This is a genomic window from Tistlia consotensis USBA 355 (genome assembly GCF_900177295.1).
Taxonomy (GTDB): domain Bacteria; phylum Pseudomonadota; class Alphaproteobacteria; order Kiloniellales; family DSM-21159; genus Tistlia; species Tistlia consotensis.
In genome coordinates this window covers 109,407-135,976 of the sequence record NZ_FWZX01000017.1, presented here as the reverse complement: position 1 = coordinate 135,976, position 26,570 = coordinate 109,407, and the positions used below count along the sequence as shown (strand labels likewise).

Sequence of the window (26,570 nt, the reverse complement as noted above, 5' to 3'; positions counted from 1 at the left end):
CACCGACCCGGACAGCCGCATCCTGAAGACCCGCGAGGGCTTCGTGCAGGGCTACAACGGCCAGATCGCGGTCGACGGCCACCGCCAGGTGATCGTCGCCCAGCGCCTGACGACCAACGCCGCCGACTACGCCGGCCTGGTGCCGCTGGTCGACCAGGCCCAGCGGCTGTGCCGGCGCAAGCCGCGCGCGATCTCGGCCGACGCCGGCTTCTGCAACGAAGACAATCTGGCCGCTCTCGCCGAACGCGGCATCCAGGGCTACCTGATGCCCGGCCGCGCCCGCCACGGCCGCGCCGGCGACACCGGCGCCAGACGCATCGCCCCGGGCAGCCGCATGGCCGCCATGGACGCCAAGCTCAGACGCGCCGGCCGGCGCAGCCGCTACCGCCTCAGGAAGCAGGTCGTCGAGCCGGTGTTCGGCCAGATCAAGGCGGCCAGGGGCTTCCGCCAGTTCCTGTTGCGCGGATACGCCAAGGTCCGTCACGAGTGGGCCCTCGTCTGCACCGTCCACAACCTCGCAAAGCTCCTCATCGCACGCACCGCCTGACCACCAGACATGCACCGCTCGACAAGCCACCACCCCCAGCCGCCCAAACCGCCGCGCCTTTAGCCGGACAGGCTCCTAGCGCTCCCCGGCCACCGCCCCGCCCCCACGCCGCCGACGGCGAGGCCGGCGGCGCAAGGAAGTCGCATTCGCAAGGCTCATGCCAACATCCGTAACCCTGACAGTTGCAGTTACTACCTTGTTGCCGTTCGGGCCTCCGCTTTGGCCGCCTGCCTAGCCCGGCGGCAGCTGCCGGGGCCGCTGCCCGAAAAAGCGGCTGCCGCTCAGAGCGTCCCTGCCGCCATCTGGCCGGCCATGAACTCGGCCTGGCGCATCGCCAGCGCGACGATCGTCAGGGTCGGGTTGCAGGCGCCGCCGCTGGCGAACTGGCTGCCGTCGGCGACGAAGAGGTTCGGCACCTCGTGGGCCCGGCCGTTGCCGTCCAGCACGCCGTCCGCGGGCTTCGCGCTCATGCGGTTGCAGCCGAGGTTGTGGCTGGCCGGATAGGGCGGCGCCTCGACCGTGCGGATCGCGCCGACCGCCCTGTGCATCGCGGTCAGGGTCTTGTAGCCGTGGTTGCGCAGCCGGACGTCGTTCGGATGGTCGTCGTAGTGCAGGTTGGCGAGCGGCACGCCGAAGCGGTCGACCTCGCTGCCGAGCGTCACCCGGTTGCCGGGCTGCGGCATGTCCTCGCCGGTCATGAACAGCCCGGCGACGTTGGCGTAGTGCTCCATGAACCAGGCGAAGTCGCGGCCCCACCAGCCGGGGTCGACGAAGGCCGCCGTCGCCGGCAGGCCCATGGCGTTGAGCTCGATGTAGTAGCCGCCGACGAAGCCGCGCTCCGGCTCGTGCGCGGACATCTCGGTGACCAGGCCGCCCATGGTCTCGCCGCGGTACATGCGCACCGGCTCCGGGAAGACCGACCAGACCGTGGCGATGACGTGCCTCAGGTAGTGGCGGCCGACATGCCCCCAGCCGTTGGCCAGGCCGCTCGGGAAGCGGGCGCTGGTCGAGTTGAGCAGCAGGCGGGCGCTCTCGACGCAGTTCGCCGCCAGCACGACGGCGCGCGCCCTCTGGCGATGCTGCACGCCCGCCGCGTCGGCATAGACCACCGCGTTCGCCCGTCCGGCGGCGTCGTGCTCGATCGAGACGGCTCGGCAGCCGGCGCGCAGCTCCAGCCGGCCGGTCGCCAGGGCCCGGGGGATCTCGACATAGAGCGTCGACCACTTCGACATGGTCTTGTCGCCCTGCACGGTGAAGCCGCCCAGGTCGGTCGCCGGCCGCCCGTCGAAGGGCGCCGCGTTGATCGCGTGGCGGCCGGTCGTGACGCTGTCGAAGCCCAGCGCCTTGGCGCCGTGGTACATGACCTTGAAGTTGTTGTTGGCCGGCAGGCCGGGCCGCCCGCCGCTGCGGGTCACGCCCATCTTCTCCTCGGCCCAGTCGTACCAGGGCTCGAGCTCGGCGAAGGCGATCGGCCAGTCGATCAGGCTGGCGCCCGGCACCTCGCCGTAGATCGTGCGGGCCTTCAGCTCGTGCGGCTGCAGGCGCAGGCAGCAGCCCGACCAGTGGACCGTCGTGCCGCCGACCACGGAGCAGTGCCAGACCGGCTCGTCCGGATGGTCCTTCGCCACCCGCCAGCCGCCCGAGGCGGTGCGGCGGTCGAGCCAGGACAGCTGCTCGTAGCCGGCCCAGTCGTCGTTGACGAAGTCGTCGGGCGTCAGGTGCGGCCCGGCCTCGAGCAGCACGACCGCGACGCCGCGCCGGGTCAGCTCGTGCGCCAGGGTGCCGCCGCCGGCGCCGGAGCCGACGATCACGACGACGCCCTCGTCGTCCTTGGCGAAGGTCTTGCCCGCGGCGGTCATGTCAGGTCCCCCTCGCCTTCGCAGATCGCCTTCGGCGGGTCGGCCAGCCAGGCGAGGTCGGCGAAGCCGCGCTCGCGGTAGCCGCCCAGCTGGTGCGCCGAGCCCTCGTAGCCGAACAGCGCCCAGACCTCGCGGTCGTCGTAGAGATGGCGCACCGTGCCGCGCTGGATGGCGCGGAAGAAGGGCCCGCCCTCGACCTGGCGCAGCGCGGCGACGCGGCCGCCCTCCGAGAGCTCGGCGAAGGCCAGGGGCTGCAGGCCGTCGAGCTGGGCGGCGCCCTGCGCCAGCAGGCCGGCCAAGTCGGGGTTCGCCGCGGCGCCGCGGTCGAGCTGCAGCACGACCCGCCGGTAGCAGCGGTCGGGCACGGCGTCGTGCGGGCAGAGGGTCCGCGCGGCGGCCTCGAGCGTCAGGGCGCAGCCGGGCTCCAGGGCCGTCAGGCGCGACAGCCAGGCCTCGCCCTCGGGCACCTCCAGCGGCGCGGGCAGGGCCGGATCTTTGTAGGCACCTACTGTCCGTGTAACAACCATTTCGCCGTTCTGCTCCCCAGCCCGATCGAAGATGCCTCTTGCTGCGATGCAATATTTTGGTCAGGCTCTTTGTTGCCTAATATGTTGTCAACAAAATTCGGTGCTCAATTTATAGGCAATGCATCGCGACGAGGGGGTTCCAACCGCATGAAGTTCGGCCTGGGGCAGTCGATCCGCCGTGTCGAGGACCAGCGCTTCCTGACGGGGCATGGCTGCTACACCGACGACCTGGTCCTGCCCGGCGCGCTGGTCGCGACGCTGGTGCGCTCGCCGGTCGCGCACGGCCGGCTGCTGGGGCTCGAGGTCGGTCGCGCCCGCTCGATGCCGGGGGTCGCCGCCGTGCTGACCTGCGCCGACCTGGAGCGCCTCGGCGTCGGCTGCCTGCCGATCGACATCCAGCCGCCGAACGCCGACGGCACGCCCTGCTTCGCGCCGCCCCGGCCGCTGCTCGCCGAGGGCAAGGTGCGCTACGTCGGCGAGCCCCTCGCTCTCATCGTCGCCGAGACCCTGGCCCAGGCGCTCGACGCCGCCGAGACGATCGAGCCGGAGATCGAGGAGCTGCCGGCCGTCGTCGACGCCGACGCGGCCATGGCGCCCGGCGCGCCCGCGCTCTACGACGCCCTGCCGGACAACTGCATGCTGCGCTTCGAGGACGGCGACGCGGCCGCCGTCGAAGCCGCCTTCGACGGGGCTGCGCACCGCGTCGCCCTGGAGGTGGTCAACAACCGCGTCGTCGTCGCCTCGATGGAGCCGCGCAACGCGATCGGCGAATACGATGCCGAGACCGGCCGCTACACCCTGACGACGACCAGCCAGGGCGCGCAGATGCTGCGCGATTCCTTCGTCGAGGCCGTGCTCGGCGTGCCGAAGGAGCAGGTCCGCATCGTCACGCCCGACGTCGGCGGCGGCTTCGGCATGAAGGCCGTGCCCTACCCCGAGCAGGGCCTGGTACTGGTCGCGGCGAAGCTGACCGGCCGGCCGGTGCGCTGGCAGGAAAGCCGCAGCGAGGCCTTCCTGGCCGACACCCAGGGCCGCGACAACCTCTCCAGCGCCGAGCTGGCGCTCGACGCCGAGGGCCGCTTCCTGGCGCTGAAGGTCCACACCCGGGCCGCGGTCGGCGGCGCGCTCTCGGCCTTCGGCGCCTACTGCCCGACGCTCAGCGCCCCGCCGATGGCGCCCGGCGTCTACGCGATCCCGGCGGTGCACAGCCGGGTCGAGCTGGCCTTCACCAACCAGACGCCGATCGACGCCTACCGCGGCGCCGGCCGGCCCGAGGCCGCCTACCTGATCGAACGGCTGGTCGACGAGGCGGCCCGCAGCCTCGGCTTCGACGCCGCGGAGCTGCGCCGGCGCAACTTCGTGCCGAAGGCGGCCATGCCCTTCACCACGGCGACCGGCATCGTCTACGACAGCGGCGACTTCGTCGCGGTCATGGAGACGGCCCTGGCCAGGGCCGACTGGGCCGGCGCCGCGGCCCGCAAGCGGGCTGCCGCCGCGGCCGGGCGGCTGCGCGGCATCGGCCTCGCCTACTACATCGAGCGGACCGGCGCCGGACCCGAGGAGGCGGCGCACCTGGCGCTCGGGGCCGACGGCAGCCTCGAGGTCTTCGTCGGCACCCAGTCGAGCGGCCAGGGCCACGAGACGGTCTTCACCCAGCTGCTCGCCGAGCGTCTCGGCCTCGCCCCGGAGCGGATCCGGGTCCGGAGCGGCGACACCGAGCACCCCCTGCCGATGGGCGGTGGCACGGTCGGCTCGCGCTCGATGGTGCACGGCGGCGGCGCGCTCAACCAGGCGAGCGACAGCCTGATCGCGAAGGCGCGGGTCGCCGCCGCCGACCTGCTGGAGGCCGCCGAAGCCGACCTGGAGTTCGCCGCGGGGGCCTTCACCGTCGTCGGCACCGACCGGGTCGTCACGCTGGTCGAGGTCGCGGCGAAGGCCGGCGGCCTGGCGGCGACCGAGACCTTCGTCCACGAGCCCGGCACCTTCCCGAACGGCGCCCACGTCTGCGAGCTGGAGGTCGACCCGGAGACCGGCACGATCGAGATCCTGCGCTACACCGTGGTCGACGACTTCGGCCGGGTGCTCAACCCGGCGCTGCTCGCCGGCCAGATCCACGGCGGCATCGCCCAGGGCATCGGCCAGGCGATGCTGGAGCACACGGCCTACGATCCGGAGTCCGGCCAGCTGCTGAGCGGCAGCTTCCTCGACTACGCGATGCCGCGCGCCGACGACCTGCCCGACTTCGAGATCGCGACCCAGGACGTGCCCTGCGCGACCAACGCCCTGGGCGTCAAGGGCGCGGGCGAGGCCGGCGCGATCGGCGCGCCGCCCGCCCTGGTCAACGCCGCGCTCGACGCCCTGGCGCCGCTCGGCGTCACCCGTCTCGACATGCCTCTGACCCCGCTGCGGGTCTGGCAGGCGATGCGAGCCGCCGGGGACGCGGCCCGGTGACCGCCGATCGCGGCGCCGCATCGAAGAACCCGATGCAAGGATTGAATGTTGCCCCTGTTCCTTTTGTGTGCAGTGCGAAAAATCGGTCATCAGCGCCTGCCGTCCGTGACTCTTCGGCAGGCTCCGTTCCGCCCGAAAAGGCGATGTATCCGGCTTCACGATCAGAACGGAGGTGACGATGACCTTGCTTCGCGTGCTGGATGGGGCCCTGCTCGGGCGCCTGTCGCGCAGCGCCTCGCTGCAGCTTCTGACGGCGGCGGCGCTCGCCGCCGGCCTGCTCGCCTCGCCGGCCGGCGCCGCCGGTCTGACCAAGGTCAGGGCCGGCCACCTGGTGGCGCTCGACATGGCGCCACTGTTCGTCGCCAAGGAGAGCGGCTGCTTCGAGAAGGCCGGGCTGGACGTCGAGACGGTGTTCTTTGCCAATCCGGGCGACAACAATGCCGCGCTGGCCGGCGGCGCCATCGACTTCAGCACCAACCCCTTCACCCTGCCGTTCTTCGCCGCCAACAGCGGCGTGCCGATCCGCGTGATCGCCGCCGCCGGCGGCTGGGGCGTGATGGAGGTGGTGGCCCAGGCGAAGACCGGCCTGACCTCGATCGCCGACATCAAGGCCTACATCGCGGCCGGCAAGCCGAAGCTGAAGATCGCGACGCTGCAGGGCGACACTCTGGAGCTGATCCTGACGCGGGCCTTCAAGCAGGCCGGCATCGACCCAGCCGACACCGAGTTCGTCTACTTCAACGACCTGCTGGCGATGGTCGAGGCCTTCCGCTCCGGCCAGGTCGACATCCTCAGCCACATCAAGCCCTACACGTCGGACATGGTGGTGAACAAGGGCGCCAAGGTGCTGACGACCAACGCCGCGACCTGGACGCCCTTCACCCCGAACACCGTGGTCAGCGTCCTGCAGAAGACGCTCGACCAGCGTCCGGAGGTCGTGAAGGCCTACCTCGAGGGCCTGGTCTGCGGCGCCAAGATCATCAACGAGACGCCCGAGAAGGCGGTCGAGCTGCTGTCGAAGGGCACCTACTTCCGCGTCGGGCCGGAGGTGCTGCTGGCCTCCTTCAAGTCGGCGCCGGCGCCGATCAGCTTCGTGCCGGACCTCGACTCGATCCAGAGCGTCGTCGACGACCTGACCGCGCTCGGCTACATCAAGGGCGGGGTCAAGGCGACCGACATCTTCCGCCTCGAGACGATCAAGTCGATCGAGCAATGACCCCGGGGCGGCACGCGGCACCCTACCTGGTGGGGGGCGCCTTCCTGGCGTCCCTCGTCGCGGCCTGGGAGATCGCGGGCCGCTCGGCCGACAGCGCCCTCGCCGCCGTGCTGCCGCCGCCCAGCCAGTTCCTCTCGGTGCTGCTCGACAGCGGCTTCCGCATCGGCCTCGGCTCGCAGGCCGTGCCGCTCGCCCAGAGCATCCTCTCTACCCTTCTCCGCGTCTTCGGCGGCATGGCCATCGCCTTCGTCGCGGCGGTCGCGACCGGCGCCCTGCTCAGCCTGTCGCGCTTCGCCACCTGGTGCTTCAGCCCGCTGCTCTACATCCTGGCGCCGATCGCGCCGATCGCCTGGATCCCGACGGCGATCGTGGTGTTCGGCATCTCCAACGTCACCGCCGTCTTCATCGTCTTCATGGGCGTCTACTTCATCCTGACCATCGCGACGCTGGCGGAGATCCGGCGCATCCCCGAGGAGTACCTGACGGTCGCCGCCAACCTCGGAGCGCGCCCCGGCGAGCGCTGGCTCAGGGTGGTGCTGCCGGCGATCCTGCCGGGCGTCTTCACCCTGCTGCGCACCAACTTCATCGCCGCCTGGATGGCCGTGCTGGTCGCCGAGATGGTCGGGCTGCGCGACGGCCTGGGCGCGATCATCATGATGGGCCGCAACCTGTTCAACAGCGACCTGATCATGCTGGGCATGGCGGTCATCGGCATCGCCGGCTTCCTGGTCGACCGGCTGCTGATGCTGATCGGCACGCGGCTGATCTGGTGGCGGGTGTGATGAGCGCGCCCCTCGCCACCGCCCCGGCAGCCCCTGCCCCGGTCCCCGCGCCGCCGATCTTCAAGGTCGACCGCCTCACCGTCGCCTTCCCGGAGCGCGGCGGCACCGAGGTCGCGCCGATCGTCGACTTCGATCTCGTCGTCGAGGCGGGCCGGATCACCTGTCTGCTCGGCCCGTCGGGCTGCGGAAAGACCACTCTGCTCAAGGCGCTGGGCGGCTTCGTCGTCGGCCGCGACACCGGTGGGGTGGTCTACCGCGGCCGCTACCTGACCGAGCCGACGCCCGACATCGTGATGATCTTCCAGGAGCACAACCTCTTCCCCTGGCTGAGCGTGCGCGGCAACGTCGGCTTCGGCCTGCGCCACAGCCCGGGCGAGCCGGCGGCGCGCCGCGCCAGGCTGGAGCGCATGCTCGGGACCGTCGGCCTCGCCGAGGCGGCCGGGCGCTATCCGCACCAGCTGTCCGGCGGCATGCGCCAGCGCGCGGCGATCGCCCGCGCCCTGGTCACCGAGCCGAAGGTGCTGCTGCTCGACGAGCCCTTCAGCGCGCTCGACGTCACCCTGCGGCGGCGCATGCATGCCCTGCTGCGCGCGGTCTGGACCGAGACGCGCACGACCATGGTGATGGTCACCCACAGCGTCGAGGAGGCGATCGTCGTCGGCCATCGGGTCGTGGTGCTGGGCGGCCGCCCGGCCTCGGTCCTGCTCGACGTGCCGACCGAGGGCGCGGCCTACCGTGACCGCTACGACCCGGCCTTCCTGGAGCTGCAGAAGCGTATCGAGAGTCTGATCGAATGATTCCGAGAAGGAGCACGCCATGAACGGCATCCACGACATGGGCGGCCTGCACGGATTCGGAAACGTCGAGGTCGAGGCCGACGAGCCGGTGTTCCACGCCCGCTGGGAAGGTCGCGTCTACGCCATGACCCAGGTCCTGGATACGACCGGCATCTATAATCTCGACGAGCACCGTCACGAGATCGAGCTGATGCCGGCGCAGGACTACCTGGCCGACGGCTACTACGGCCGCTGGCTGTTCGCGATGGAGAGCATCCTCGGCCGCAAGGGCGTCCTGGCCCGCGCGGAGGTCGAGCGCCGGATCGCCGAGCATGCCGCCGACGCCGGCCGGACCACGCCGGCGGAGCTGTCCGGCCGCGCCTGGCCGTTGCCGCCGGAGCGGAAGATCCGCTGGGGCGCCTGGCGGCACGAGGTCGAGGTCGCGCCGCGCTTCGCCGTCGGCGAGCGTGTCCGGGTGCGCAACCATCAGCCGCAAGGCCACACGCGCCTGACCGCCTACGTGCGCGGCAAGACCGGCGTCGTCTCGATCGTCAACGCCCAGGCCTGGGTGCTGCCCGACACGCGGGCCCACAATGCCGGCGAGAACCTGCAGCCGGTCTACAACGTGACCTTCGCGGCCGACGAGCTGTGGGGCGACGCCGCCGAGCCGAACGCCGTCGTCCGGGTCGACCTCAGCGAGGACTACCTCGAAGCCCTGGAGACCGCGCGATGAGCGGCAGCGGACACGACCATCACGGGCACGATCACGGGCACGGGCTCGGGCACGATCACCACGAGCCGCCGGCCAAGCCCTGGCAGGCGGTGCGCACCGAGGCGGTCGAGAGCCTGCTCCACGAGCTCGGCATCGTCGACTCGCGCCGCGTCGACGAGATCGTCGCCCACTACGAGGAGAAGATCGGCCCGAAGACCGGCGCTGCGGTGGTCGCCAAGGCCTGGACCGACCCGGCCTTCAAGGCACGCCTGCTGGCCGACGGCCTGGCCGCCTGCGCGGAGCTCGGAATCGGCGGCCCGGAGACCGAGTACCTGCACGTCGTCGAGAACGGGCCGTCCGTCCACAACGTCGTCGTCTGCACGCTCTGCTCCTGCTACCCCTGGACCGTGCTGGGCCTGCCGCCGGCCTGGTACAAGTCGAGCGCCTACCGCTCGCGCCTGGTACGCGAGCCGCGGGCGCTGCTGGCCGAGATGGGGCTGGAGCTGCCGCCGGAGGTCGAGATCCGGGTCTGGGACAGCGTCTCGGAGATCCGCTACCTGGTGCTGCCCGAACGCCCGGCCGGCACCGAGGGGCTGGACGAGGCCGAGCTGGCCGCGCTGGTCACCCGCGACGCGATGATCGGCGTCGCCAGGGTCGCCGTGCCGTCGGAGGCCGGGCGATGAGCGATTTCCGGGCGCTCCTGCCGACCGTCGACGCCGCCTCGGGCTCGTCCTTCGCCGAGCCCTGGATGGCCCGCGCCTTCGCGCTGACCCTGGCGCTCTCGGAGCGCGGCCTGTTCAACCTCAAGGACTTCCAGGCAGCGCTGATCGAGGCCGTCGGCCGGCACGAGAAGGCCGGCTGCATCGCCGACGAGACCGACTACTACACCCGCTGGGTCGAGGCCCTGTCGGCGCTGCTGCGCGCCCGGGGCCTGCTCGACGAGGCCGGCGTGGCCGAGCTCGAGGCCCGCATTCTGGTCGAGGCCGCGGCGCGCCGGGAGCACCAGCACCTGGCCGCCCGGGACGAAGAGGGCAGGTTGAGGATCGCACCGGTCGCGGTCGCCTGAGATCTGGCGGAGAGCATCGAGGATGCGCCTGTCCAACATCGACGTCCGGCATTTGCGGATCTTCCTGGCCGCCGTCGAGTGCGGCGGCTTCACGGCCGCCGAGACGGTGCTCGGCATCAGCCAATCGACGATCAGCACCCACATCGCCGAGCTGGAGCGCCGCGTCGGCTTCCGGATCTGCGATCGCGGCCGCTCGGGCTTTGCGCTGACCGACCGGGGCAGCGAGCTCTATGCCGCGGCGCTGCGCCTGGTCGACGCCTTCGCCGACTTCGAGGACCGCGCCGAAACCCTGAAGGGGGTGCTGGCCGGCCGGCTCAGGCTCGGCCTGATCGACAACCTGATAAGCGATCCGACCTGTCCGCTGGCCGCCGCCCTCGCGGGCCTCGCCGGGCTCGGCCAGGGGCCGCGCATCACGATCGAGGTCCTGCCGCCCTCGGAGATCGAGTATGCGATCGCGGCCGGCCGTCTCGACCTCGGCGTGTCGATCGCCGAGAAGCGCCTGCCCTCGCTCGGCTACACGACGCTCTACCGGGAGACCGACCTGCTGCTCTGCGGCACCACGCATCCGCTCTTCGCCGTCGCCGACAAGGCCGTGCTGAAGCGGGAGATCCAGGCGGCGCCCAAGGTCATCCGCTCGTTCCTCAACCATCACGACTTCTTTCTGATGAGCGACCGCGAAGACTCGATCGCCGCAACGGTGACCAACGTCGAGGCGGCCGCCTTCCTGATCCTGGCCGGCACGCACATCGGCTTCCTGCCAGACCACTACGCCGCCCAGTGGACGACGGGCGGTGCGATGCGGGCGCTGTTGCCGGGCGACTACTCGCGGGTCTCCGAGGTGACGCTGATCGAGCCGCTCGACCGCACGCCATCCCCGGCAGTCCGGCGCCTCGCGGCCCTGCTGCGCCGGCAGGCCGCCGGCGATGCATCGATGCTCTCGATGCGGGAATCGAAACACGGCACTGTTTCCCTCCGCCTCGCCGACCGATGCTCCGCCGGCGAGTGAGGAGACACGATGCCCCCGTCCAAGATCGAGGCCCGCCCGGCCGCCTGGCCCGACGACGGCCGCCTGAAGCCGGCCGAGACGGCGCTGCTGATCATCGACATGCAGCGCGACTTCTGCGACCCCGGCGGCTACATCGCCTCGATGGGCTACGACCTCTCGCCGATCCGGGCGGTGATCCCGCGCATCCAGGCGGTGCGCGACGCCGTCGCGGCCTGGGGCGGGCTGGTCGTCCAGACCCGCGAGGGCCACAGGCCGGATCTCTCCGACCTGCCGGCGTTGAAGGCCGCCCGGGCGCGGCGGGCCGGCGCCGCGATCGGCTCGACGGGGCCGCTCGGCCGTCTGCTGGTGCGCGACGAGGAAGGCTGGCAGATCGTGCCGGAGCTGGCGCCGCGCGACGGCGAGGTGGTGGTCGAAAAGCCGGGCTACTGCGCCTTCCACGCGACCGACCTGGAGCGCGTGCTGAGCGCGCGCGGCGTGCGGCGGCTGATCTTCACGGGGGTCACGACCGACGTCTGCGTGCACTCGACCCTGCGCAGCGCCGTCGACCGCGGCTACGAGTGCCTGCTGATCGAGGACGCCTGCGCGGCGACCCTGCCGGAGAACCACCGCGCCGCCATCGCCACGATCACCACCGAGGGCGGCATCTTCGGTGCGGTCGCGCGCAGCGCGGCGCTCTGCGCTGCCCTGGCACCCGCGGCCTGACCGCGCTTCAGGTGACGGCGGTCGGCCGCCAGTCGGGCCAGCCGACGGCCTCCTCGAGGGCGCGCGCGATGCGCAGGACGCCGACGTCGTCGTGGCGGCGGCCGACGATCTGCAGCGAGGCCGGCAGTCCCGCCGGCGTCAGGCCCGAGGGCACGGCAGCCACCGGGCAGGGCGCGACGAGGTTGAAGACCGTGGTCAGGTTGACGGCCCTCAGCCGGCCGGCTTCGTCGAGGCCTTCGACGTCGCTCTCCTTCGCCTCGACCGGCGGCGGCGGCAGCGCGCTGGTCGGGCAGAGCAGCGCGTCGCAGCGCTCGAACAGGCGGCGCAGGCTCTGCCACTGCTCGCTGCGCAGGATCTCGATGCGCTTGATCGAGACGGCGTCGCGCGCGAAGCCGGCGTCCATGCAGCGCACCAGCTCGGGATCCATCTCGTCGCGGTGACCGGCCAGGTGCTGCCCGGCGAAGGCGGCGAGGTAGACGTCCCAGAGGTCGTTCCAGGCGTCGTGGAGGACCCGGGTCCAGCCGAGCTCGATCTCCTCGACCAGGGCGCCGCGCTCGCGCAGCAGGCCGACCGCACGGCGCGTCACCGCCTCGACCTCGGGGTCGATGCCGTAGAACCCGAGATCCGGGCTGAAGGCGAGGCGCAGGCCCTCGACGCCCCGGCGGACCGGCCCGAAGTCGGCGATGCGCGAAGGCAGCGAGTTGATGTCGCGCTCGTCGGGCCCGTGGGTGACCTCGAGGAACAGCGCGGCATCGTCGACGGTGCGCGCGAGCGGGCCGAAGTGCGAGATGTCGTCGAAGACGCTGGGCAGGATGTCCATCGGGATGCGCCCGAGGCTCGGCTTCAGGCCGACGATGCCGCAGCAGGAAGCCGGAATGCGCACCGAGCCGCCCATGTCGGTGCCCTCGGCCAGCGGCACGCAGCCGGCGGCGACGGCCGCACCCGAGCCGCCGGAGGAGCCGCCGGGCGTGCGGGCGAGGTCCCAGGGATTGCGCGTGATGCCCCAGAGGCGGCTGTGGGTGACGCCGGCGTAGGCGAATTCCGGCGTCGTGGTCTTGCCGACGACGATCGCGCCGGCGCCGCGCAACCGCTCGACGATGACCGGGTCGTCGTCCGGCACCCAGTCCTTCAGCGCCATCGAGCCGCGCGTCGTGCGCTTGCCCTTCGTCGGCGTGAAATCCTTGATCGCCACCGGCACGCCGTGCAGCGGCCCGACCGCCTCGCCATGGGCCAGCCGACGGTCGGCCTCGCGCGCCAGCGCGAGCGCCTCGTCCGGATAGACGAAGCAGAAGCAGTTGAGCGCGCCGTTGACCTGCTCGATGCGGGCCAGGGCGTTGCGCACGACCTCCTCGGCCGAGACGCTGCGCCCCCGGATCCTGGCTGCGAGCTCGCTCGCGCTCGCATAGGCCAGCTCCAGGTCGCTCATCTCGTCATCCGTCGGGTCGATGCGCCGGAGCGCGACAGGGCGATCGGCACGGACGGACGCGACGCCGTCCGCCCCCGGCTCAGTCGGAAATGCGCATCGCGTCGATCTTGCCGGCGCTCTCCGCCTCCAGCACCCACTTCGGCTTGCGGCCGACGCCGCTCCAGGTCAGGTCGGGATTCTCCGGATGGCGGAACTTCGGCTTGAGCTGGCGCTTGCCGGCCTTGCGGCCGGCGGGCTTGGCGCCGGCGTCGATCAGCTCCTTCAGATCGAAGCCCCATTTCGCCGCCGCGGCCTGCGCATCCTTGAGGGCGCTCTGGCGCTCGGCCTTTTCCTTTTTCGCGATCATCGCCTCGGCGCTCGCGATCAGGTCCTTGAGCTCCTTCGTGCTCATCTTTTCGAGATTGACGGCCGCCATGGAAAGCCCCTTTCAATAGAAATTCGGTTCGGTTGCGGAGAACCTAGCGACAATTCCATAAACCGCAAGTGATCTTCTTCGTTCCCCATCCGGTTTCCCGTCGGTTTTCTCGGCTTCCGTTTTCGACCTTCAGGACTTCTCGTCGAGGTAGTTTCGCAACTTGGCCGGCAGCGTGCGTCGCGGGGGGCTGCCAGAGCGGGCCGAAAGGACCGCCGGCCAGGGTTTCCGCGTCCCGGCGGCCGGCGAACGCCTTCGACCGGCGGGCGGTCTTGCCGCCGGCCGGCATGCGGATTTCACGTCCGACGGCAAACAGGCCCGCCCTCTCGGCGCAACTGTCCGGCGTGCGGCGATCCATCGCCTCGACATAGGCCCGGAACGCCCCCGAACGGCCCGACGCGCCGATGCCGCCGGGCCGAGCCGGTATCCTTCGGCGGCGGCGAGGCCTTCCGAGTTCGGCCCGGCAAAGGCGCCCGCTTCCGGATCGGACAATTCCTCCGGCTCGCGATCCATCGAGAAGCCGCGGTCGACCTTGCCGCCGGCCGTCAAAGGCAGTCGAGACAGCGGCCCGAGAAGCGCCGGAATCATCTGGCCCGGCTGCGTCTTCGCCAACGCGCGTTTCACGTCTCCGATCGGGTCTGCGGCCCTGCGACGAGAAAGGCGGACAACGGCGCGCGACCTTTCGACGGCCGGAAAACCATCGCCTCCGCCCGGTCGATTTCAGGTTGCGTGGAGCCAGGTCTATTTCTCCGCATTTGATCCGGGGCCGGCGCACCTCACCGCGACGAGCGCAGCGCCGGAAAAGACGACCGGGCGGTCCTCGCGCCAGTGCGGCCCGTCGGCGGTTCGCCGCGGCACCAACGCGGTAGTGCCCTCCGTCCCGCCTCGCTATTCTGGACGGAAGGCATTGCCGCCGCCTCCTCACCACGGCAGAACGCGGACGAAGACATGAAGGCCTATCTCTTTCCCGGGCAGGGATCGCAGCGGGTCGGCATGGGCGAGGGCCTGTTCGAGGCCTTCCCCGAGCTGACCGCCGCGGCCGACGAGATTCTCGGCCTGTCGATCCGCCAGCTCTGCCTGGAGGATCCGCAGCGCCGCCTCGGAAGGACGCAGTACACCCAGCCCGCGCTCTACGTCGTCAACGCCCTGACCCGCCGCCGGCACCAGCAGGAGACCGGCGAGCGGCCGGACTTCGTCGCCGGCCACAGCCTCGGCGAGTACGACGCCCTGGAATGCGCCGGGGTCCTGGGCTTCGAGGACGGCTTGAGGCTGGTCAGGAAGCGCGGCGAGCTGATGAGCACCGCGCCCAAGGGCAGGATGGCCGCCGTCATCGGCCTCGAGGCCGGCAAGGTCGCCGAGGTCCTGGCCGAGAACGGCCTCGAGGCGATCGACGTCGCCAACTACAACGCCGCCGAACAGATCATCATCTCCGGCCTCGACGCCGACATCGAGCGGGCCCAGGCCAGCTTCGAGCGGGCCGAGGCGACCTACATTCCGCTCAACGTCGGCGGTGCCTTCCATTCGCGCTACATGCGGCCGGTGCTGGAGGACTTCTCCGCCTTCGTCGAGGGCTTCGCCTTCGCCGAGCCGCAGATCCCCGTGATCGCCAACGTCGACGCCCTGCCCTACCGGCCCGGCGAGGCCGCCAGGACCCTGAGCGAGCAGCTGACCCACTCGGTGCGCTGGCTCGACGGCATGACCTACATGCTGCGCCAGGGCGTGACCGACTTCATCGAGCTCGGCCCCGGCGACGTCCTGACCAAGCTCGCCAGGACGATCAAGGCCAGCTTCAGGCCCGGCGCCGCACCGGCCCCGGCGGCACCGCCTGACGCGGAGCCCGCCCCCGCCCGGGACCCTGGGGATCCCCAGCAGAAGGTCGCCGACTGGAACCGCGCATACCCGGTCGGCACCCGGGTCCGGGTCCCCGGCCATCGCGAGCCCCTGACCACCAAGAGCCAGGCGGTCGTGCTGTTCGGCCACCGCGCGGCGGTCTACCTGCAGGGCTACAACGGCTACTTCGCGCTGGACGAGGTCGAGCCGGCGGCCGGCTGAGCCGGCAGCCGCTCCCCGAGCCTCCCGCTCACCCGCCGAACAGGCGCCTGATCCGGCTCCAGATCACCGAGAGGGTCAGGGACACGGCATCGAGCTCCCGCGCCGGCCGGGCGGCCCCGGCACCGCCCTCCAGGCGTGCCGAAAGGTTGCGCGCGAACTCGGCGGTGAGACGTCCGGCGAAGTCGCGCACCAGGCCGCTGCGCCCGAACTGCGCCAGCGGGCCGGTCAGCTGGTAGCGCACCTCGACCGAGACCCGGGTGCCGGCGCCGGCCGGCTCCAGCCGGTAGCGCGCCTCGCCGCGGGCCCGCGAGCCGCTGTTGCGGTCGAGCCCGCTGCCCTGCAGCAGGCCGCTCTGCGCCGCCGGGTCGGGACGATGCCGGCCCTCGCCCTCGAAGGCGCCGCGGATCGGCCCGAACTTGACCCGCAGGCGACCCGTCAGGCGCTCGCCCGCGACCTCGCTCAGCTCGGCGCCCGGCAGGCAGCCGGCGACCGCCGCGACGTCCTCGAAGAGCCGCCAGACCTCGGCCGGCGGATGGCCGACCGTGAAGCTCTCCGCCAGCGCCTGCCAGGAGGCGTCGGCCTCCGACAGCAGGCTCTCGGCGGGCGTCTCGGCCAACCGCTCGGGCGCTGGAGCGGCCGGCGGGGCCGACACGCCGCCGGCGACGACGCGCGGCAGGCCGGCGAGGCTGGCGCCGGTCGGCAGCCCGGGCGGCAGCACCCCCTCGGCGACCTGGCCGGCGACCTGCTTCACGGCGGCGACGATGCCCATGTAGCCGGTGCAGCGGCAGAGGTTGCCGCTCATCTCCAGGCGCACCCGCTGCTCGTCGGCGCCGGGCAGTCGGGCGACGACGTCGCGGGCGCTGATCAGCATGCCCGGCGTGCAGTAGCCGCACTGCAGGCCGTGATGCTGGGAGAAGGCCTCGCGCAATGCCGCCATGGTCGGGTCGTCGCTGAAGCCCTCGACGGTGCGCACCTCGGCGCCGTCGCAGGCGGCGGCGAAGGTGATGCAGCTGCGCGCCGGCTGGCCGTCGATCATCACCGTGCAGGCGCCGCAGACGCCGTGCTCGCAGCCCAGGTGCGTGCCGGTCAGGCCGAGGGCGCCGCGCAGGAAGTCGGCGAGGTGGGTGCGCGGCTCGACCTGGGCCTCGACCGGATCGCCGTTGACCGTGAGCGCGAGGGGGACCGTCCGCTTCATCGCCCGAACACCTTCATCGCCCCAACCTTCACCGCCCGCACCTTCATCGCCCGAACACCTGATCGATCGCGCGCTGGACCGCGACGACGTGGAGATGGCGGCCGACCGGGTCGAGCGCCGGCAGTGCCTCGGCGACCGCCGCCGGCACCAGCGCGCGGCCGGCCTGCCGGCCCTCCGCCCGCAGCGCCTCGGCGACCGCCGCCAGCACGACCGGCGGCCCCTCGACGGCGCCGCAGACGACCCGGCAGAAGCCGCGCTCCTCATCCAGCAGGGCGACGCCGATGGCGTCGGCGAACTCGCCGGTCTTGCGGTTGATCTTGTGCCAGCCCCAGCGCGCGCCGGCGCCGAGCCTCGGCACCTCGACCGCGGTCAGGATCTCCGTCTCGCCGAGATCGAGGGTGAAGGCGCCGAGCAGGCCGCCGGCCAGCGGCAGGCTCCGCCGCCCCGCCGGCCCCTCGATCTGCAGGGTCGCGTCGAGCGCCGTGAAGGCCGAGATCCAGTCGGCCGCCGGGTCGGCGTGGGCCAGGCTGCCGCCCAGGGTGCCGCGGTTGCGCACGGCCCGATAGGCGATGCCGCCGCCGACCTGGCGCAGCAGGCCGTTGCCGGCGTCGGGCACCCGGCCGTCCTCGAACTCGCTGTGGGTGATCAGCGCGCCGTAGCGCAGGGTCCCCTCGCCCTCCTCGACCGTACGCAGCGCCTCGAGCCGGCGGATGTCGACCAGCAGGCCGACCCGCACCAGGCGCAGGTTCAGCATCGGCCCGAGCGACTGGCCGCCGGCGATCAGCTTGGCCGAGCCCTCGCCCTCGCCGAGCAGCCGGACGGCTTCCGCGAGGTCGCCGGCGCGGGCGTAGTCGAAGGCGGCCGCCTTCATTCCGCCGCCTCCAGGCCGGAGGGGGTGCCGGACCGGGCCGCCAGGATCTTGCCGAGCAGGCGGCGCGGCGAGACCGGGATCTCGGTCATCTCGACGCCGAGGCCCTTCACCGCGTCGTTGATCGCGTTGACGATGGCGCCCGGCGGCGCGATCGCCCCGCCCTCGCCGACGCCCTTGATGCCGTGGGCGGTATAGGGGCTCGGCGTCTCCATGTGCTCGATGCGGAAGGACGGCAGCTCGCTCGGCCCCGGCAGCAGGTAGTCGGCCAGGGTCGAATGCAGCGGCTGGCCGGCGGCGTCGTAGGGGCTCTCCTCGAACAGCGCCGTGCCGATGCCCTGGGCGCTGCCACCGAAGGCCTGGCCCTCGACGATCATCGGGTTGATCATCGTGCCGCAGTCCTCGATCACCACGTAGTCCAGGATCTCGACCTTCCCGGTCTCGGGATCGACGGCGACGACCGCGGCGTGGGTCGCGTAGGTGAAGGCGCCGCTGTCGACCTTCGGCTTGAAGCCCTCGGTCGCCTCCAGCCCGCGTGCGTCGACGCCGTCCGGCAGCTGCTCGGGATTGAGATACCAGGCGCGGCCGACGTCGGCGAAGTCCAGGCTGGCATTGCCGCCGCGGATCCGGCCTCCCTCGAAGCTCACCTCGGCCGGCTCGCACTGCAGCAGGTGCGCGGCGATCGCCTTGATCTGCCCGGCCAGGGCCGTGGCCGAGCGCGAGACCGCGCCGCCGGCCATGACCGCGCCGCGCGAGGCGTAGGCGCCGGTCGAATAGGGCGTCTCGGCGGTGTCGCCCAGCACCACGCCGATGCGCTCGACCGGGATCGTCAGGATCTCGCTGGCGACCTGGGCGAGCGTCGTCTCCAGGCCCTGGCCGATGGTGTGGATGCCGGCGCGCACCTCGACGCCGCCCTCCGGCGTCAGGCGCACCGTCGCCTGCTCGTAGCCCGGGACCATGGGAATGCCCCAGGAGGCGAAGACCTTGGTGCCGTGGGCCGACTGCTCGGTGAAGGTCGAGAAGCCGACGCCGATCAGCCGGCCGTCGGGCTCGCCCTGCGCCTGGCGCGTGCGCACGGCCGGCAGGTCGATGCGCGCCATCGCCCGGCGCAGGGATTCCGGGTAGTCGCCGCTGTCGTAGTGCTTGTTGGTGACGTTGTCGTAGGGCATGGCCGAGCCGGGTACCAGGTTCTCGGCGCGCACCTCGGCGGGCTCGCGGCCGACCGCCCGGGCGATCGCGTCGATGGTCAGCTCGATGGCGAAGCAGACGCCGGGCCGGGCGACGCCGCGGTAGGGCGTGAAGGGCGGCTTGTTGCTGGCGACCGAGTAGGTCCGGCAGCGGTAGTTCCGGAAGTCGTAGGGACCCGGCAGGTTGCCGCCGGCCTGCGCCGCCTCCAGGCAGGCGGTGAAGGGATAGACCGAATAGGCGCCGACGTTGACCGTGACCTCGGCGTCGAGCGCCAGCAGCCGGCCGCGCGCGTCGGCATAGGCCGTGACCTTGTAGTGGTGCTCGCGGGCGTTGGCGCCGGCAACCAGGTGCTCGCGCCGGTCCTCGACCCAGCGGAAGGGCCGCCGGTAGGTCATGGCCAGCCAGGCCACGACCAGCTCCTCGGGCTGCAGGATGCACTTGTAGCCGAAGCCGCCGCCGACGTCGGGCGGCGCGATCCGCACCCGACGCTGCTCCAGGCCCAGGCACTCGGCGAGGCCGGTGCGGATGACGTGCGGCACCTGGGTCGAGGTGTGCACGACCAGCTGGTCGGCGCGGTCGTCCCACCAGGCCAGCAGCCCCTTGCCTTCCATCGGGTGCATGCACTGGCGCGCCGTCGCGTACTCGCGCTCGACCTTGACCGCCGCGGTCCTGGCGATCGCGTCGATGTCGCCGTCGACGAAGGTCTCGAGGAACAGGTTGTCGCCCCAGGACTCGTGGACCAGCGGGCTGCCCGCCCGGCGCGCCGCCAGGGGATCGATGACCGCCGGCAGCTCCTCGTAGTCCAGGCCGCAGGCCTCGGCCAGGTCCTCGGCCTCGGCGCGGGTCGGCGCGACGCAGGCGGCGACGCACTCGCCGACGTAGCGCAGCTTGTCCCGCGCCAGGGCCGGCCATTCCGAGACCTTGTAGCCCTTGAGCGAGGAGCGGGCGACGATCGGCTGCAGGCCCTCCAGGTCCTCGAGGAAGAAGCAGCGCGCCTCGGCGCCCGGCGCCTTGCGCCACCCCGTCAGGCGGGCGTGGGCGACCGGCGAGCGCAGGAAGGCGACCTCCAGCAGGCCGGGCATGGCGAGGTCGGCGACGAAGCGGCCGCGGCCCTGCAGGTGCCGCCGGTCCTCCTTGCGGCGGACCCGGACGCCGATGCCAGTGCCGGACGGCTCGGGCTTCTCGCTCATCGCTCCCCTCCTCTCGCCTCGCCGGATCAGGCCGCAGCGTCGGCGACCGGCGGCCAGTCGCGCGTCCAGTCTAGAAGGCCTTCGTAGGCCGCGGCAGCCCTCAGCAGCTCGCCGTCGGCGTACCAGCGGCCGACCAGCTGGATGCCGACCGGCAGCCGGCCGTCGAGCCGGCCGGCAGGCAGGCTGATCGCCGGATGGCCGCTCAGGTCGAAGGCGTTGAGGTAGGGCGTCCACTCGCGGCGCATGTCGCCGACCGCCTCGCCGTCGATCTCGACCGGCGCCAGGACCGGGTGATCGGCATCCAGGCTGCGCCGCGCCATGACCGGCGTCAGCAGCAGGTCGAAGTCGTCGAACCAGGCCTGGTAGGCCCGGAAGATCGCGGTACGGGCATAGAGCGCGCGCTGCAGCTCCGGTCCCGAGTAGCCGAGCCCCTCGCGCACGCCGGCGACCAGGCTGTCATCGATCCGGCCCTCCAGCTCGCCGATCCGGGCGCCCAGGCGCTGGGCCCAGTTCGACTGCTGCAGGATGCGCCAGACCGGCTCGGGATTGTCGATCTCGCTCTCGTCGACGACCACCTCGGCGCCGAGTGCGCGGAAGCGCTCCACGGCCTCGTCCAGCACCGCCGTCATCTCGGCCGAGAGCCGCCTGTTGCCCATCCTCGGCCGGCAGAGGAGGCGCCGGCCGGCGAGGTCGCCGCCGGCCTCGACCGCCGCCAGGGCCCGCGGCGCCGGCACGGCGAGCGAGTGCGGGTCGTCGCGCTGCGGCCCGGCGACGACGTCGAGGAACAGGGCGACCTCGGCGACGCTGCGCGCCATCAGGCCCAGGTGGATGAAGTTGGCGAAGCCCTCGGGCACGCCGTTGTGCGGCACCAGGCCGAGGGTCGGCTTCAGGCCGACGACGCCGGTGCAGGCGGCCGGCAGGCGCACCGAGCAGCCGGCGTCGGTCGCCAGCGCCAGGGTCGACAGGCCGGCCGCGACCGAGACGCCAGCGCCGGCGCTGGAGCCGCCGCAGGTGACCGCGGCGTCCCAGGGATTGCGCGTCGTGCCGGTCAGCGGCGAGCGGCCCATCATCGAGTGGGCGAACTCGCTGGTCGTGGTCTTGCCGAGGACGATCGCGCCGGCGGCACGCAGCCGCGCGACGCCGAGGCTGTCGGCCGGCGCCGGGGCGGCCTCGGCCAGGGTGCGCGAGCCCCAGCGGGTCGGCAGGCCGGCGACGTTGAGGATGTCCTTCACCGAGACCGGCACGCCGTGGAGCGGGCCGAGGCTGCGCCCCTCGGCGGCGGCGCGGTCGGCCGCCTCGGCCTCGGCCAGGGCGTCGGCCTCGCGCAGCGCGGCGAAGGCGTTGAGGCTCGCCTGGCTGCCGCGGGCGCGCTGCAGGAAGCCGGCGACCAGCGCCCGCGACGACAGCCGGCCGGCGCTCGTCTCGCGCGCCAGGGCCAGCGCGCCGGACCGCCAGTGAACCGTCTGCTGCTGCACCGAACCGCCCCCCTGTCCGCCCCCGGGGGGTGCCCTGCCGGCACCCCGACTTATGCGGTATACTGAGTTTTTTCCCGACCGAGCGTCAAGGTGACTCGGCAGCATACTGAAATTCGTTCGCATCCTCGATCCGGCGGCGAGCGCACAGGAATTTCCAGTCCATTGAATGCCTTGATGTCGGTCGCCGCAGCAGACGAGAGCCTGCGGCCAAATATCCCTGCGGTCGAATCACGCGATATACTGACTGTAGAGTCGACCGCCATTGACAGTAAATTTGCCACGTCCTAAGCAGGGCGCACGCTCCGCCCGCTCGCAGCCAGAAAGAACCAGAATGACGACGCCGGCCAAGCGCAGGAAGCGCGACGCAGCCCCCGAGAGCCTGGAGCCCAATCTTCTGGTTTCGCGCATGCCGCTCTGGGCGCGGCCCGGCTATCTGGTCCGGCGCCTGCACCAGATCCACTACGCGCTGTTCTTCGAGGAGTGCGGCGCCTTCGAGATCACGCCGGTGCAATACGGCGTGCTGACCACCCTGCTGCTGCAGGCCGACATCGACCAGAACTCGCTCGGCCGCGAGCTCGGCATCGACCGCACCAACGTCGCCGACGTGCTCAACCGCCTGAGCAAGCGCGGCCTGGTCGAGCGCAAGCGCAGCAGCGAGGACCGGCGCATGGTGCTGGCGCGCCTGACGCCCGAGGGCGAGCGCATCACCAGCGAGATGCACGCCGCCATGCAGCGCGCCCAGGACCGCCTGCTGCAGCCGCTGCTGCCGGAGGAGCGCAACGCCTTCCTGACCATGCTGATCCGCCTGATCGACGGCAACAACCACCTCGGCCGCACGATCTTCCGGCCGAGCTGACCGGCTGCTTCGTCGTTCCGGCCGCCACGTCCCTCGACAGGCTCGGGACGAAGCGAAGGACGGTGAAGGCTCTCACGTTCGCTTCGTCCCGAGCCTGTCGAGGGACGTGAGAGCGCCGGCCCGCCCCCTACACCGGATAGACCAGCGAGTTGTCGACCAGCAGGTTGTCGTAGACGCAGATCCGCTTCGCCAGCAGCAGGCGGCCGTCGGCGCCGCGCACGAAGCGGTCGAGGTAGCGGCCGACCTGCTGCAGGGTCGGCTCGGGGCGGTCCATCAGGGTCTGCAGCAGCAGGTAGCTGCTCTCGGCCTCGATCGTCCCGTCCGCCGCGACGCCCGCCAGGTGCAGGTTGGAGACGTAGTGGCGCAGGTAGCGTGGCGCGTACATCGCCGTCTCCAGGATCGCGAAGGCGCGGTCGTGGGCCATGCCCTTGCCCTCGCAGTAGACGAGGCCGACCGGCAGGCCGGCGTCGTGGTTCTCGCGCGCCGTGACGACATAGAGCGCGTCCTCGGCGAAGAACTCGACCCAGTCCATCAGCCGGCCCTCGTCGAGCGCCCGGCAGTAGGCGACGTTGAACTCCTCGATCTCGAGCCGGAGGCGCAGCCTCTCGCTCCAGTCGTCCGGTGAGGCCGTCCCGCTGTGGGCCGCGGCCGTCGGCCCGGCGGCTAGACTGCTCATCGCTCGCTCCCCCCTCGCTCAGACGCCGATCACGCCGCGCCAGTGCTGGTACATCGCCCGGATCGCCGATTCCGAGATCAGCGTCTCCGAGGTGCCGACCGGCGTCGCGGGATCGAGCGCCACCAGGTGCTCGCCCGCGGCCCCCGACAGCATGCCGTCCTGGACGAACTTCATGGCCTCGTTGTCCTCCAGGCCGAGGAAGCCGGCCGGCCCCATCAGGTTGCCCTGGCGCAGGCGGTGCCGGGTCATCTCCTCGTCGTCGCCCTCGAAGCCGAACATGGTCCAGACCATGGTGAACTGGTTCGGCCCCTCCGGCACGATCTGGCGCACGCCGAGGGTGTTCATCTCGCGCTGCACGACCAGGTTCGGCCAGATCGTCGTCATGGTCACCGACCAGGGCGAATCGAACTCCTGGACGAAGTTCATGAAGCGGGGCTCCTTGAGCTCCATGCCCTCGCGGTAGGCGCGCATCTCCTGCCGGTTCTCGGCCGAGACCGCCTTGCCCTCGGACTTGGCCGAGGCCATGACGCCGTGCCGGCCGGTCGCGTCGCAGAGCATCGCCGACTTGTTGCCCGCGACCAGCAGCCCGAAGGTCACCAGGAAGGTGTGCAGCAGGGTCGCGTGGTAGGGGTCCTTGAGGTTCTCGTGATAGAGCTTCCAGTTCCCCGGCAGGGTGTTGCGGTAGTAGCCGAGGATCCTGAGCCCGCGGCCGTCGAAGGTGGCGTCGAACTCGCGCAGGATCTCGGGGCCGAGGTAGTCCTCGAGCGGCTCCATGTCGTCGCAATAGGAGGCGAAGACGACGCCGCGCCGCGTGGTCACCGCCAGGCGCCGCAGGCTGTGCTGCTTCGGATCGAAGTCGGCCGGCATGCCGCCCTGCTTGTTGACGCCGCGCCGGAAGGGCACGCCGACCAGCTTGCCGGTCAGGTCGTAGGACCACTGGTGGTAGGGGCAGACGAACTCCTTCGCCTTGCCGCGCAGGCTGCGGCAGAACTCGGCGGCGCGGTGCGCGCAGCGGTTCTCGAAGACGTGGATCGCGCCGTCCTCGGCGCGGGTCACCACGACCGGCGTCGGGCCGACGTTGGAGCGCACGAAGTGGCCGGGCTCGGGCAGCTCGGCCTCCAGGGCGACGTAGTTCCAGGTCCGGCCGTGGAAGATCCGCTCGACCTCGCGGCGGTAGATCGTCTCGTCGGTGTAGACCCAGTCGGGGATGCGGCTCAGCCCCTCGGCCGGCCACTCGAAGCCGTCGGGGTCGTTGCGCAGCGGCGAGGCGGTCGGGGTCCGGTCGATCATGGCATGCTGTCCCTGCTCACTGTCCTTCGGGCCGCCCCGCTTCGGCGAGGCGATCAGCGAACCGCCGGCAGCGAGGCTGGCGATCAGCTCGTCGAGCGGCCGGGTCGGATCGGCCAGGGCCTCGGCGTCGACCCGCGCGGCCCGCTCGATCGCGCCGGCGAGGCGGCGCAGCCGGGCGCCGGCGTCGAAGGCGATGGCGCCGACCAGCCGCCCCTCCTCGAGGGCGAAGACCAGCGCGCCGCCGTCCGGCGCCTCGCGCAGCACCGTCTCGTCGCCGGCCAGCGGCAGGCCGAGCAGCTGCAGGCTGCCGCCGAAGAGGTCCGACCAGAACCACGGCAGGCTAGCATAGCCGGCCGGCTCGCCGAGCATCGCCGCGGCGGCGGCGCGCGCCTGCTCGCGAGCATGCTGCCAGGATTCGAGGCGGCGCAGGCGGCCGCGCAGCGGGCTCGGGAAGACCGCGCAGTCGCCGGCCGCGAAGATCGCCGGGTCGCTGGTCCGGCCGGCGGCGTCGACCAGGATGCCGTCGGCGACCTCCAGGCCGGCGTCCCGCGCCAGCTCCAGGTTCGGCAGCACGCCGACGCCGACCACCACGAGGTCGGCCTCGAGCGTCCGGCCGTCGGCCAGCACGACGCCGCTCACCACGCCCTCGCCGGCGAAGCCGGAGACCGCGGCGCCGAGCTCCAGCGTCACGCCGGCCGCGCGCAGCCGCGCCTCCAGCAGGGCCGCCGCCGGGGCCGGCAGCAGCCGGCTCATCAGCGCCGCCTCGCGCTCCAGCACCACGACCTCGAGGCCGGCGGCGCGGGCGGCCGAGGCGACCTCCAGGCCGATGAAGCCGCCGCCGACCACGGCCAGCCGCTTCGCACTTCCGAAGGCGCGGCGCAGGGCCAGCGCCTCGTCGAGGGTGCGCAGGTAGTGGATGCCCGGCAGGTCGCTGCCCGGCAGGTCCAGGCGGCGCAGCCGCGATCCGGTCGCCAGCAGCAGCCGGTCGTAGGCGAGCGTGGCGCCGTCGTCGAGCGCGAGGCGGCGGGCCGCGGCGTCCAGGCGGACCGCGCGCCGGCCGAGCCGCGCGTCGAGATCGAGGCCGCGTGCCGCCGCCTCGTCGATCAGCCGGCAGAGCGCCGCATCGGCGGTGCCCGTCAGGATCTCCTTGGACAGGGGCGGCCGCTCGTAGGGCAGCTGCGGCTCCTCGGCGACCAGCACCAGGCGGCCGGCGAAGCCGCGCTGCCGCAGGGTGCGGATCGCCTCGCCCGCGGCCTGGCCGCCGCCGACGACGACGAAGGTCTCGTCGGCGGCGCGCCGCGCCGGCGCGGGCTCCGCCCCGGGGTCGGGCTCCGCCTCGGCCGGCCGGTCTAGGCAGACCAGCACGCGCCCGCCCTCGACCTTCGCCGCGTAGGTCGCGACCGGCGCGTCGACCGGACCGCCCATCGCCTTGCCGGTCTTCAGGCAGAAGCGGCCCTGGTGCAGCGGGCATTCCAGGCAGCCGTCCTCGACGACGCCGTCGGACAGGAAGGCGAACTGGTGGCTGCAGATGTCGTGGAGCGCATGGACCACGGCCCCCTGGCGGACCAGCGCGACCGGCCTGCCGGCGACCTCGAAACCGCGCACGCCGCCGTCGGGCAGCGTGTCGAAGGCGGCAACGTCGATCCACTCCATGCAGGTCCCCGGGAAGCGGTTCGTGATTTTTACTCAGTATGCATCATTTTTTCGGACTGGCAACCGAGAGCCCCGGGCACGGCGGCGGACCGGCGCCCGCAGATCAGCCGTCAAGGGACCGGGCGGCAGCGAGCCGCTGCCCTCCCGCGGGCGGGGGCGGCATGCCGCTTTCTGCCGTTGCGAGCCGTTATTAATCAGTATAGCCTCATTTATCGCCGAGCCGCGCCGGGCCGCAGCGCCCCGTCCCTCGGCCGGAAGAACCTGCTGACAGGGAGAGCGGGCATGGCAATGGTTCCCCTCGCGAAGAGCGGCAACTACCTGCACATCTACGATTTCCGGGTGCTGCCCGGCCACGAGGAGGAGTTCATCCGCCTCTTCGAGGAGTTCGACTATTCCGACGGCAACCCGATGCACAAGTCGCCGGCCCAGGTGAAGGACGGCGTGCTGTGCCGCGACACCGAGGATCCCGGCCGCTTCTTCCTGATCGCCGAGTGGGCCGACATCGAGGAGCACGCCCGGATCCGCAAGATCCTGGCCGAGGAGATCAAGCCGGCCTTCATCAAGTACATCGAGGGCGGCAAGTTCGTGCCGAAATACGTCCAGGTCGTCTCCAGCACGCCGCAGCACCTGCTCGACAAGGCCTGA

The 26,570-nt window shown here is 72.1% G+C and carries 23 protein-coding genes; 13 read left to right on the top strand and 10 right to left on the bottom strand.

Translation table 11 applies throughout. The features are described from left to right. Positions 1 to 547: transposase (locus B9O00_RS19415; protein ID WP_143596278.1), on the top strand; the 547-nt coding region annotated here is incomplete at its 5' end. Between the two features lie 281 nt (positions 548 to 828). Here B9O00_RS19415 and B9O00_RS19410 read toward each other — a convergent pair. Together B9O00_RS19410 and B9O00_RS19405 are read right to left on the bottom strand one after the other, a co-directional pair. After that, complete coding sequence (locus B9O00_RS19410; RefSeq protein ID WP_085124360.1) at positions 829 to 2,406, bottom strand: GMC family oxidoreductase; 1,578 nt, start codon at positions 2,404 to 2,406, stop codon at positions 829 to 831. After that, on the bottom strand, positions 2,403 to 2,933 hold the full coding sequence (locus B9O00_RS19405; protein ID WP_085124359.1) for a hypothetical protein: 531 nt from the start codon (positions 2,931 to 2,933) through the stop codon (positions 2,403 to 2,405). The genes B9O00_RS19410 and B9O00_RS19405 overlap by 4 nt, the downstream gene beginning before the upstream one ends. 147 nt (positions 2,934 to 3,080) lie before the next feature. On the opposite strand from B9O00_RS19405, the gene B9O00_RS19400 reads away from it, so the two are divergent. The 9 genes from B9O00_RS19400 (at position 3,081) to B9O00_RS19360 (ending at position 11,644) form a co-directional block, all read left to right on the top strand. Beyond that, positions 3,081 to 5,384: a xanthine dehydrogenase family protein molybdopterin-binding subunit gene (locus B9O00_RS19400; RefSeq protein ID WP_085124358.1), complete on the top strand. Its 2,304-nt coding sequence runs from the start codon at positions 3,081 to 3,083 to the stop codon at positions 5,382 to 5,384. A 178-nt stretch (positions 5,385 to 5,562) separates the two neighbouring features. Continuing rightward, a complete protein-coding gene (locus B9O00_RS19395) occupies positions 5,563 to 6,600 on the top strand; it encodes an ABC transporter substrate-binding protein (protein WP_085124357.1) in 1,038 nt (345 codons plus the stop codon). After that, positions 6,597 to 7,382 carry an ABC transporter permease gene (locus B9O00_RS19390; protein ID WP_085124356.1) on the top strand — a complete coding sequence of 262 codons (786 nt, stop codon included), beginning with the start codon at positions 6,597 to 6,599 and terminating at the stop codon, positions 7,380 to 7,382. Before B9O00_RS19395 ends, B9O00_RS19390 begins: the two co-directional genes overlap by 4 nt. Further along, positions 7,382 to 8,179 carry an ABC transporter ATP-binding protein gene (locus B9O00_RS19385; RefSeq protein WP_085124355.1) on the top strand — a complete coding sequence of 266 codons (798 nt, stop codon included), beginning with the start codon at positions 7,382 to 7,384 and terminating at the stop codon, positions 8,177 to 8,179. The genes B9O00_RS19390 and B9O00_RS19385 overlap by 1 nt, the downstream gene beginning before the upstream one ends. A 19-nt stretch (positions 8,180 to 8,198) precedes the next feature. After that, a complete protein-coding gene (gene nthB, locus B9O00_RS19380; protein ID WP_085124354.1) occupies positions 8,199 to 8,891 on the top strand; it encodes a nitrile hydratase subunit beta in 693 nt (230 codons plus the stop codon). Beyond that, positions 8,888 to 9,553: a nitrile hydratase subunit alpha gene (gene nthA / locus B9O00_RS19375; RefSeq protein ID WP_085124353.1), complete on the top strand. Its 666-nt coding sequence runs from the start codon at positions 8,888 to 8,890 to the stop codon at positions 9,551 to 9,553. The genes nthB and nthA overlap by 4 nt, the downstream gene beginning before the upstream one ends. Beyond that, positions 9,550 to 9,936 (top strand): nitrile hydratase accessory protein, encoded by a 387-nt coding sequence (locus B9O00_RS19370; protein ID WP_085124352.1) that lies wholly within the window; start codon positions 9,550 to 9,552, stop codon positions 9,934 to 9,936. Before nthA ends, B9O00_RS19370 begins: the two co-directional genes overlap by 4 nt. A gap of 22 nt (positions 9,937 to 9,958) precedes the next feature. Continuing rightward, entirely contained in the window at positions 9,959 to 10,942 is a 984-nt protein-coding gene (locus B9O00_RS19365) for a LysR family transcriptional regulator (protein WP_085124351.1), read from the top strand. A 9-nt stretch (positions 10,943 to 10,951) separates the two neighbouring features. Next, complete coding sequence (locus tag B9O00_RS19360; protein ID WP_085124350.1) at positions 10,952 to 11,644, top strand: cysteine hydrolase family protein; 693 nt, start codon at positions 10,952 to 10,954, stop codon at positions 11,642 to 11,644. A gap of 7 nt (positions 11,645 to 11,651) precedes the next feature. On the opposite strand, the gene B9O00_RS19355 is transcribed toward B9O00_RS19360, so the two are convergent. Then, positions 11,652 to 13,070 carry an amidase gene (locus B9O00_RS19355; RefSeq protein ID WP_085124349.1) on the bottom strand — a complete coding sequence of 473 codons (1,419 nt, stop codon included), beginning with the start codon at positions 13,068 to 13,070 and terminating at the stop codon, positions 11,652 to 11,654. Between the two features lie 79 nt (positions 13,071 to 13,149). Continuing rightward, positions 13,150 to 13,461 (bottom strand): H-NS histone family protein, encoded by a 312-nt coding sequence (locus B9O00_RS19350; RefSeq protein ID WP_200808579.1) that lies wholly within the window; start codon positions 13,459 to 13,461, stop codon positions 13,150 to 13,152. Between the two features lie 969 nt (positions 13,462 to 14,430). Between B9O00_RS19350 and fabD the strand changes: the two genes are divergently transcribed. Further along, positions 14,431 to 15,534 carry an ACP S-malonyltransferase gene (gene fabD, locus B9O00_RS19345; RefSeq protein WP_085124347.1) on the top strand — a complete coding sequence of 368 codons (1,104 nt, stop codon included), beginning with the start codon at positions 14,431 to 14,433 and terminating at the stop codon, positions 15,532 to 15,534. 28 nt (positions 15,535 to 15,562) lie between these two features. Here fabD and B9O00_RS19340 read toward each other — a convergent pair whose 3' ends face one another. The 4 genes from B9O00_RS19340 to B9O00_RS19325 are packed head-to-tail and all read right to left on the bottom strand — an operon-like array spanning position 15,563 to position 21,450. Beyond that, positions 15,563 to 16,729 carry a xanthine dehydrogenase family Fe-S subunit gene (locus tag B9O00_RS19340; RefSeq protein ID WP_085124346.1) on the bottom strand — a complete coding sequence of 389 codons (1,167 nt, stop codon included), beginning with the start codon at positions 16,727 to 16,729 and terminating at the stop codon, positions 15,563 to 15,565. Positions 16,730 to 16,772: 43 nt separating this feature from the next. Next, on the bottom strand, positions 16,773 to 17,600 hold the full coding sequence (locus tag B9O00_RS19335) for an FAD binding domain-containing protein (RefSeq protein ID WP_085124345.1): 828 nt from the start codon (positions 17,598 to 17,600) through the stop codon (positions 16,773 to 16,775). Further along, positions 17,597 to 19,975 carry a xanthine dehydrogenase family protein molybdopterin-binding subunit gene (locus B9O00_RS19330; RefSeq protein ID WP_085124344.1) on the bottom strand — a complete coding sequence of 793 codons (2,379 nt, stop codon included), beginning with the start codon at positions 19,973 to 19,975 and terminating at the stop codon, positions 17,597 to 17,599. The genes B9O00_RS19335 and B9O00_RS19330 overlap by 4 nt, the downstream gene beginning before the upstream one ends. A gap of 26 nt (positions 19,976 to 20,001) precedes the next feature. Beyond that, positions 20,002 to 21,450, bottom strand: coding sequence for an amidase (locus B9O00_RS19325; RefSeq protein WP_159460266.1), 1,449 nt, complete (start codon positions 21,448 to 21,450; stop codon positions 20,002 to 20,004). Positions 21,451 to 21,781: 331 nt separating this feature from the next. On the opposite strand from B9O00_RS19325, the gene B9O00_RS19320 reads away from it, so the two are divergent. Further along, positions 21,782 to 22,306 carry a MarR family winged helix-turn-helix transcriptional regulator gene (locus B9O00_RS19320; RefSeq protein WP_085124342.1) on the top strand — a complete coding sequence of 175 codons (525 nt, stop codon included), beginning with the start codon at positions 21,782 to 21,784 and terminating at the stop codon, positions 22,304 to 22,306. Between the two features lie 127 nt (positions 22,307 to 22,433). Here B9O00_RS19320 and B9O00_RS19315 read toward each other — a convergent pair whose 3' ends face one another. Together B9O00_RS19315 and B9O00_RS19310 are read right to left on the bottom strand one after the other, a co-directional pair. Then, positions 22,434 to 22,982 carry an aromatic-ring-hydroxylating dioxygenase subunit beta gene (locus tag B9O00_RS19315; RefSeq protein WP_085124341.1) on the bottom strand — a complete coding sequence of 183 codons (549 nt, stop codon included), beginning with the start codon at positions 22,980 to 22,982 and terminating at the stop codon, positions 22,434 to 22,436. A gap of 18 nt (positions 22,983 to 23,000) precedes the next feature. Further along, positions 23,001 to 25,925 carry an FAD-dependent oxidoreductase gene (locus B9O00_RS19310; RefSeq protein WP_085124340.1) on the bottom strand — a complete coding sequence of 975 codons (2,925 nt, stop codon included), beginning with the start codon at positions 25,923 to 25,925 and terminating at the stop codon, positions 23,001 to 23,003. 282 nt (positions 25,926 to 26,207) lie between these two features. Here B9O00_RS19310 and B9O00_RS19305 point away from each other — a divergent pair, with 282 nt between their 5' ends. Then, positions 26,208 to 26,570, top strand: coding sequence for a putative quinol monooxygenase (locus tag B9O00_RS19305; RefSeq protein WP_085124339.1), 363 nt, complete (start codon positions 26,208 to 26,210; stop codon positions 26,568 to 26,570).

Bases quoted from the DNA above. Each gene is read 5' to 3' on its own strand.
- B9O00_RS19340 (WP_085124346.1), bottom strand. From the start codon at position 16,729: ATGAAGCGGACGGTCCCCCTCGCGCTCACGGTCAACGGCGATCCGGTC.
- B9O00_RS19335 (WP_085124345.1), bottom strand. From the start codon at position 17,600: ATGAAGGCGGCCGCCTTCGACTACGCCCGCGCCGGCGACCTCGCGGAA.
- nthA (WP_085124353.1), top strand. From the start codon at position 8,888: ATGAGCGGCAGCGGACACGACCATCACGGGCACGATCACGGGCACGGG.
- B9O00_RS19395 (WP_085124357.1), top strand. From the start codon at position 5,563: ATGACCTTGCTTCGCGTGCTGGATGGGGCCCTGCTCGGGCGCCTGTCG.
- B9O00_RS19330 (WP_085124344.1), bottom strand. From the start codon at position 19,975: ATGAGCGAGAAGCCCGAGCCGTCCGGCACTGGCATCGGCGTCCGGGTC.
- B9O00_RS19355 (WP_085124349.1), bottom strand. From the start codon at position 13,070: ATGAGCGACCTGGAGCTGGCCTATGCGAGCGCGAGCGAGCTCGCAGCC.
- B9O00_RS19410 (WP_085124360.1), bottom strand. From the start codon at position 2,406: ATGACCGCCGCGGGCAAGACCTTCGCCAAGGACGACGAGGGCGTCGTC.
- B9O00_RS19405 (WP_085124359.1), bottom strand. From the start codon at position 2,933: ATGGTTGTTACACGGACAGTAGGTGCCTACAAAGATCCGGCCCTGCCC.
- B9O00_RS19385 (WP_085124355.1), top strand. From the start codon at position 7,382: ATGAGCGCGCCCCTCGCCACCGCCCCGGCAGCCCCTGCCCCGGTCCCC.
- B9O00_RS19310 (WP_085124340.1), bottom strand. From the start codon at position 25,925: ATGGAGTGGATCGACGTTGCCGCCTTCGACACGCTGCCCGACGGCGGC.
- B9O00_RS19370 (WP_085124352.1), top strand. From the start codon at position 9,550: ATGAGCGATTTCCGGGCGCTCCTGCCGACCGTCGACGCCGCCTCGGGC.
- B9O00_RS19350 (WP_200808579.1), bottom strand. From the start codon at position 13,461: ATGAGCACGAAGGAGCTCAAGGACCTGATCGCGAGCGCCGAGGCGATG.
- B9O00_RS19315 (WP_085124341.1), bottom strand. From the start codon at position 22,982: ATGAGCAGTCTAGCCGCCGGGCCGACGGCCGCGGCCCACAGCGGGACG.
- B9O00_RS19360 (WP_085124350.1), top strand. From the start codon at position 10,952: ATGCCCCCGTCCAAGATCGAGGCCCGCCCGGCCGCCTGGCCCGACGAC.
- B9O00_RS19400 (WP_085124358.1), top strand. From the start codon at position 3,081: ATGAAGTTCGGCCTGGGGCAGTCGATCCGCCGTGTCGAGGACCAGCGC.
- B9O00_RS19390 (WP_085124356.1), top strand. From the start codon at position 6,597: ATGACCCCGGGGCGGCACGCGGCACCCTACCTGGTGGGGGGCGCCTTC.
- nthB (WP_085124354.1), top strand. From the start codon at position 8,199: ATGAACGGCATCCACGACATGGGCGGCCTGCACGGATTCGGAAACGTC.
- B9O00_RS19320 (WP_085124342.1), top strand. From the start codon at position 21,782: ATGACGACGCCGGCCAAGCGCAGGAAGCGCGACGCAGCCCCCGAGAGC.
- fabD (WP_085124347.1), top strand. From the start codon at position 14,431: ATGAAGGCCTATCTCTTTCCCGGGCAGGGATCGCAGCGGGTCGGCATG.
- B9O00_RS19365 (WP_085124351.1), top strand. From the start codon at position 9,959: ATGCGCCTGTCCAACATCGACGTCCGGCATTTGCGGATCTTCCTGGCC.
- B9O00_RS19305 (WP_085124339.1), top strand. From the start codon at position 26,208: ATGGCAATGGTTCCCCTCGCGAAGAGCGGCAACTACCTGCACATCTAC.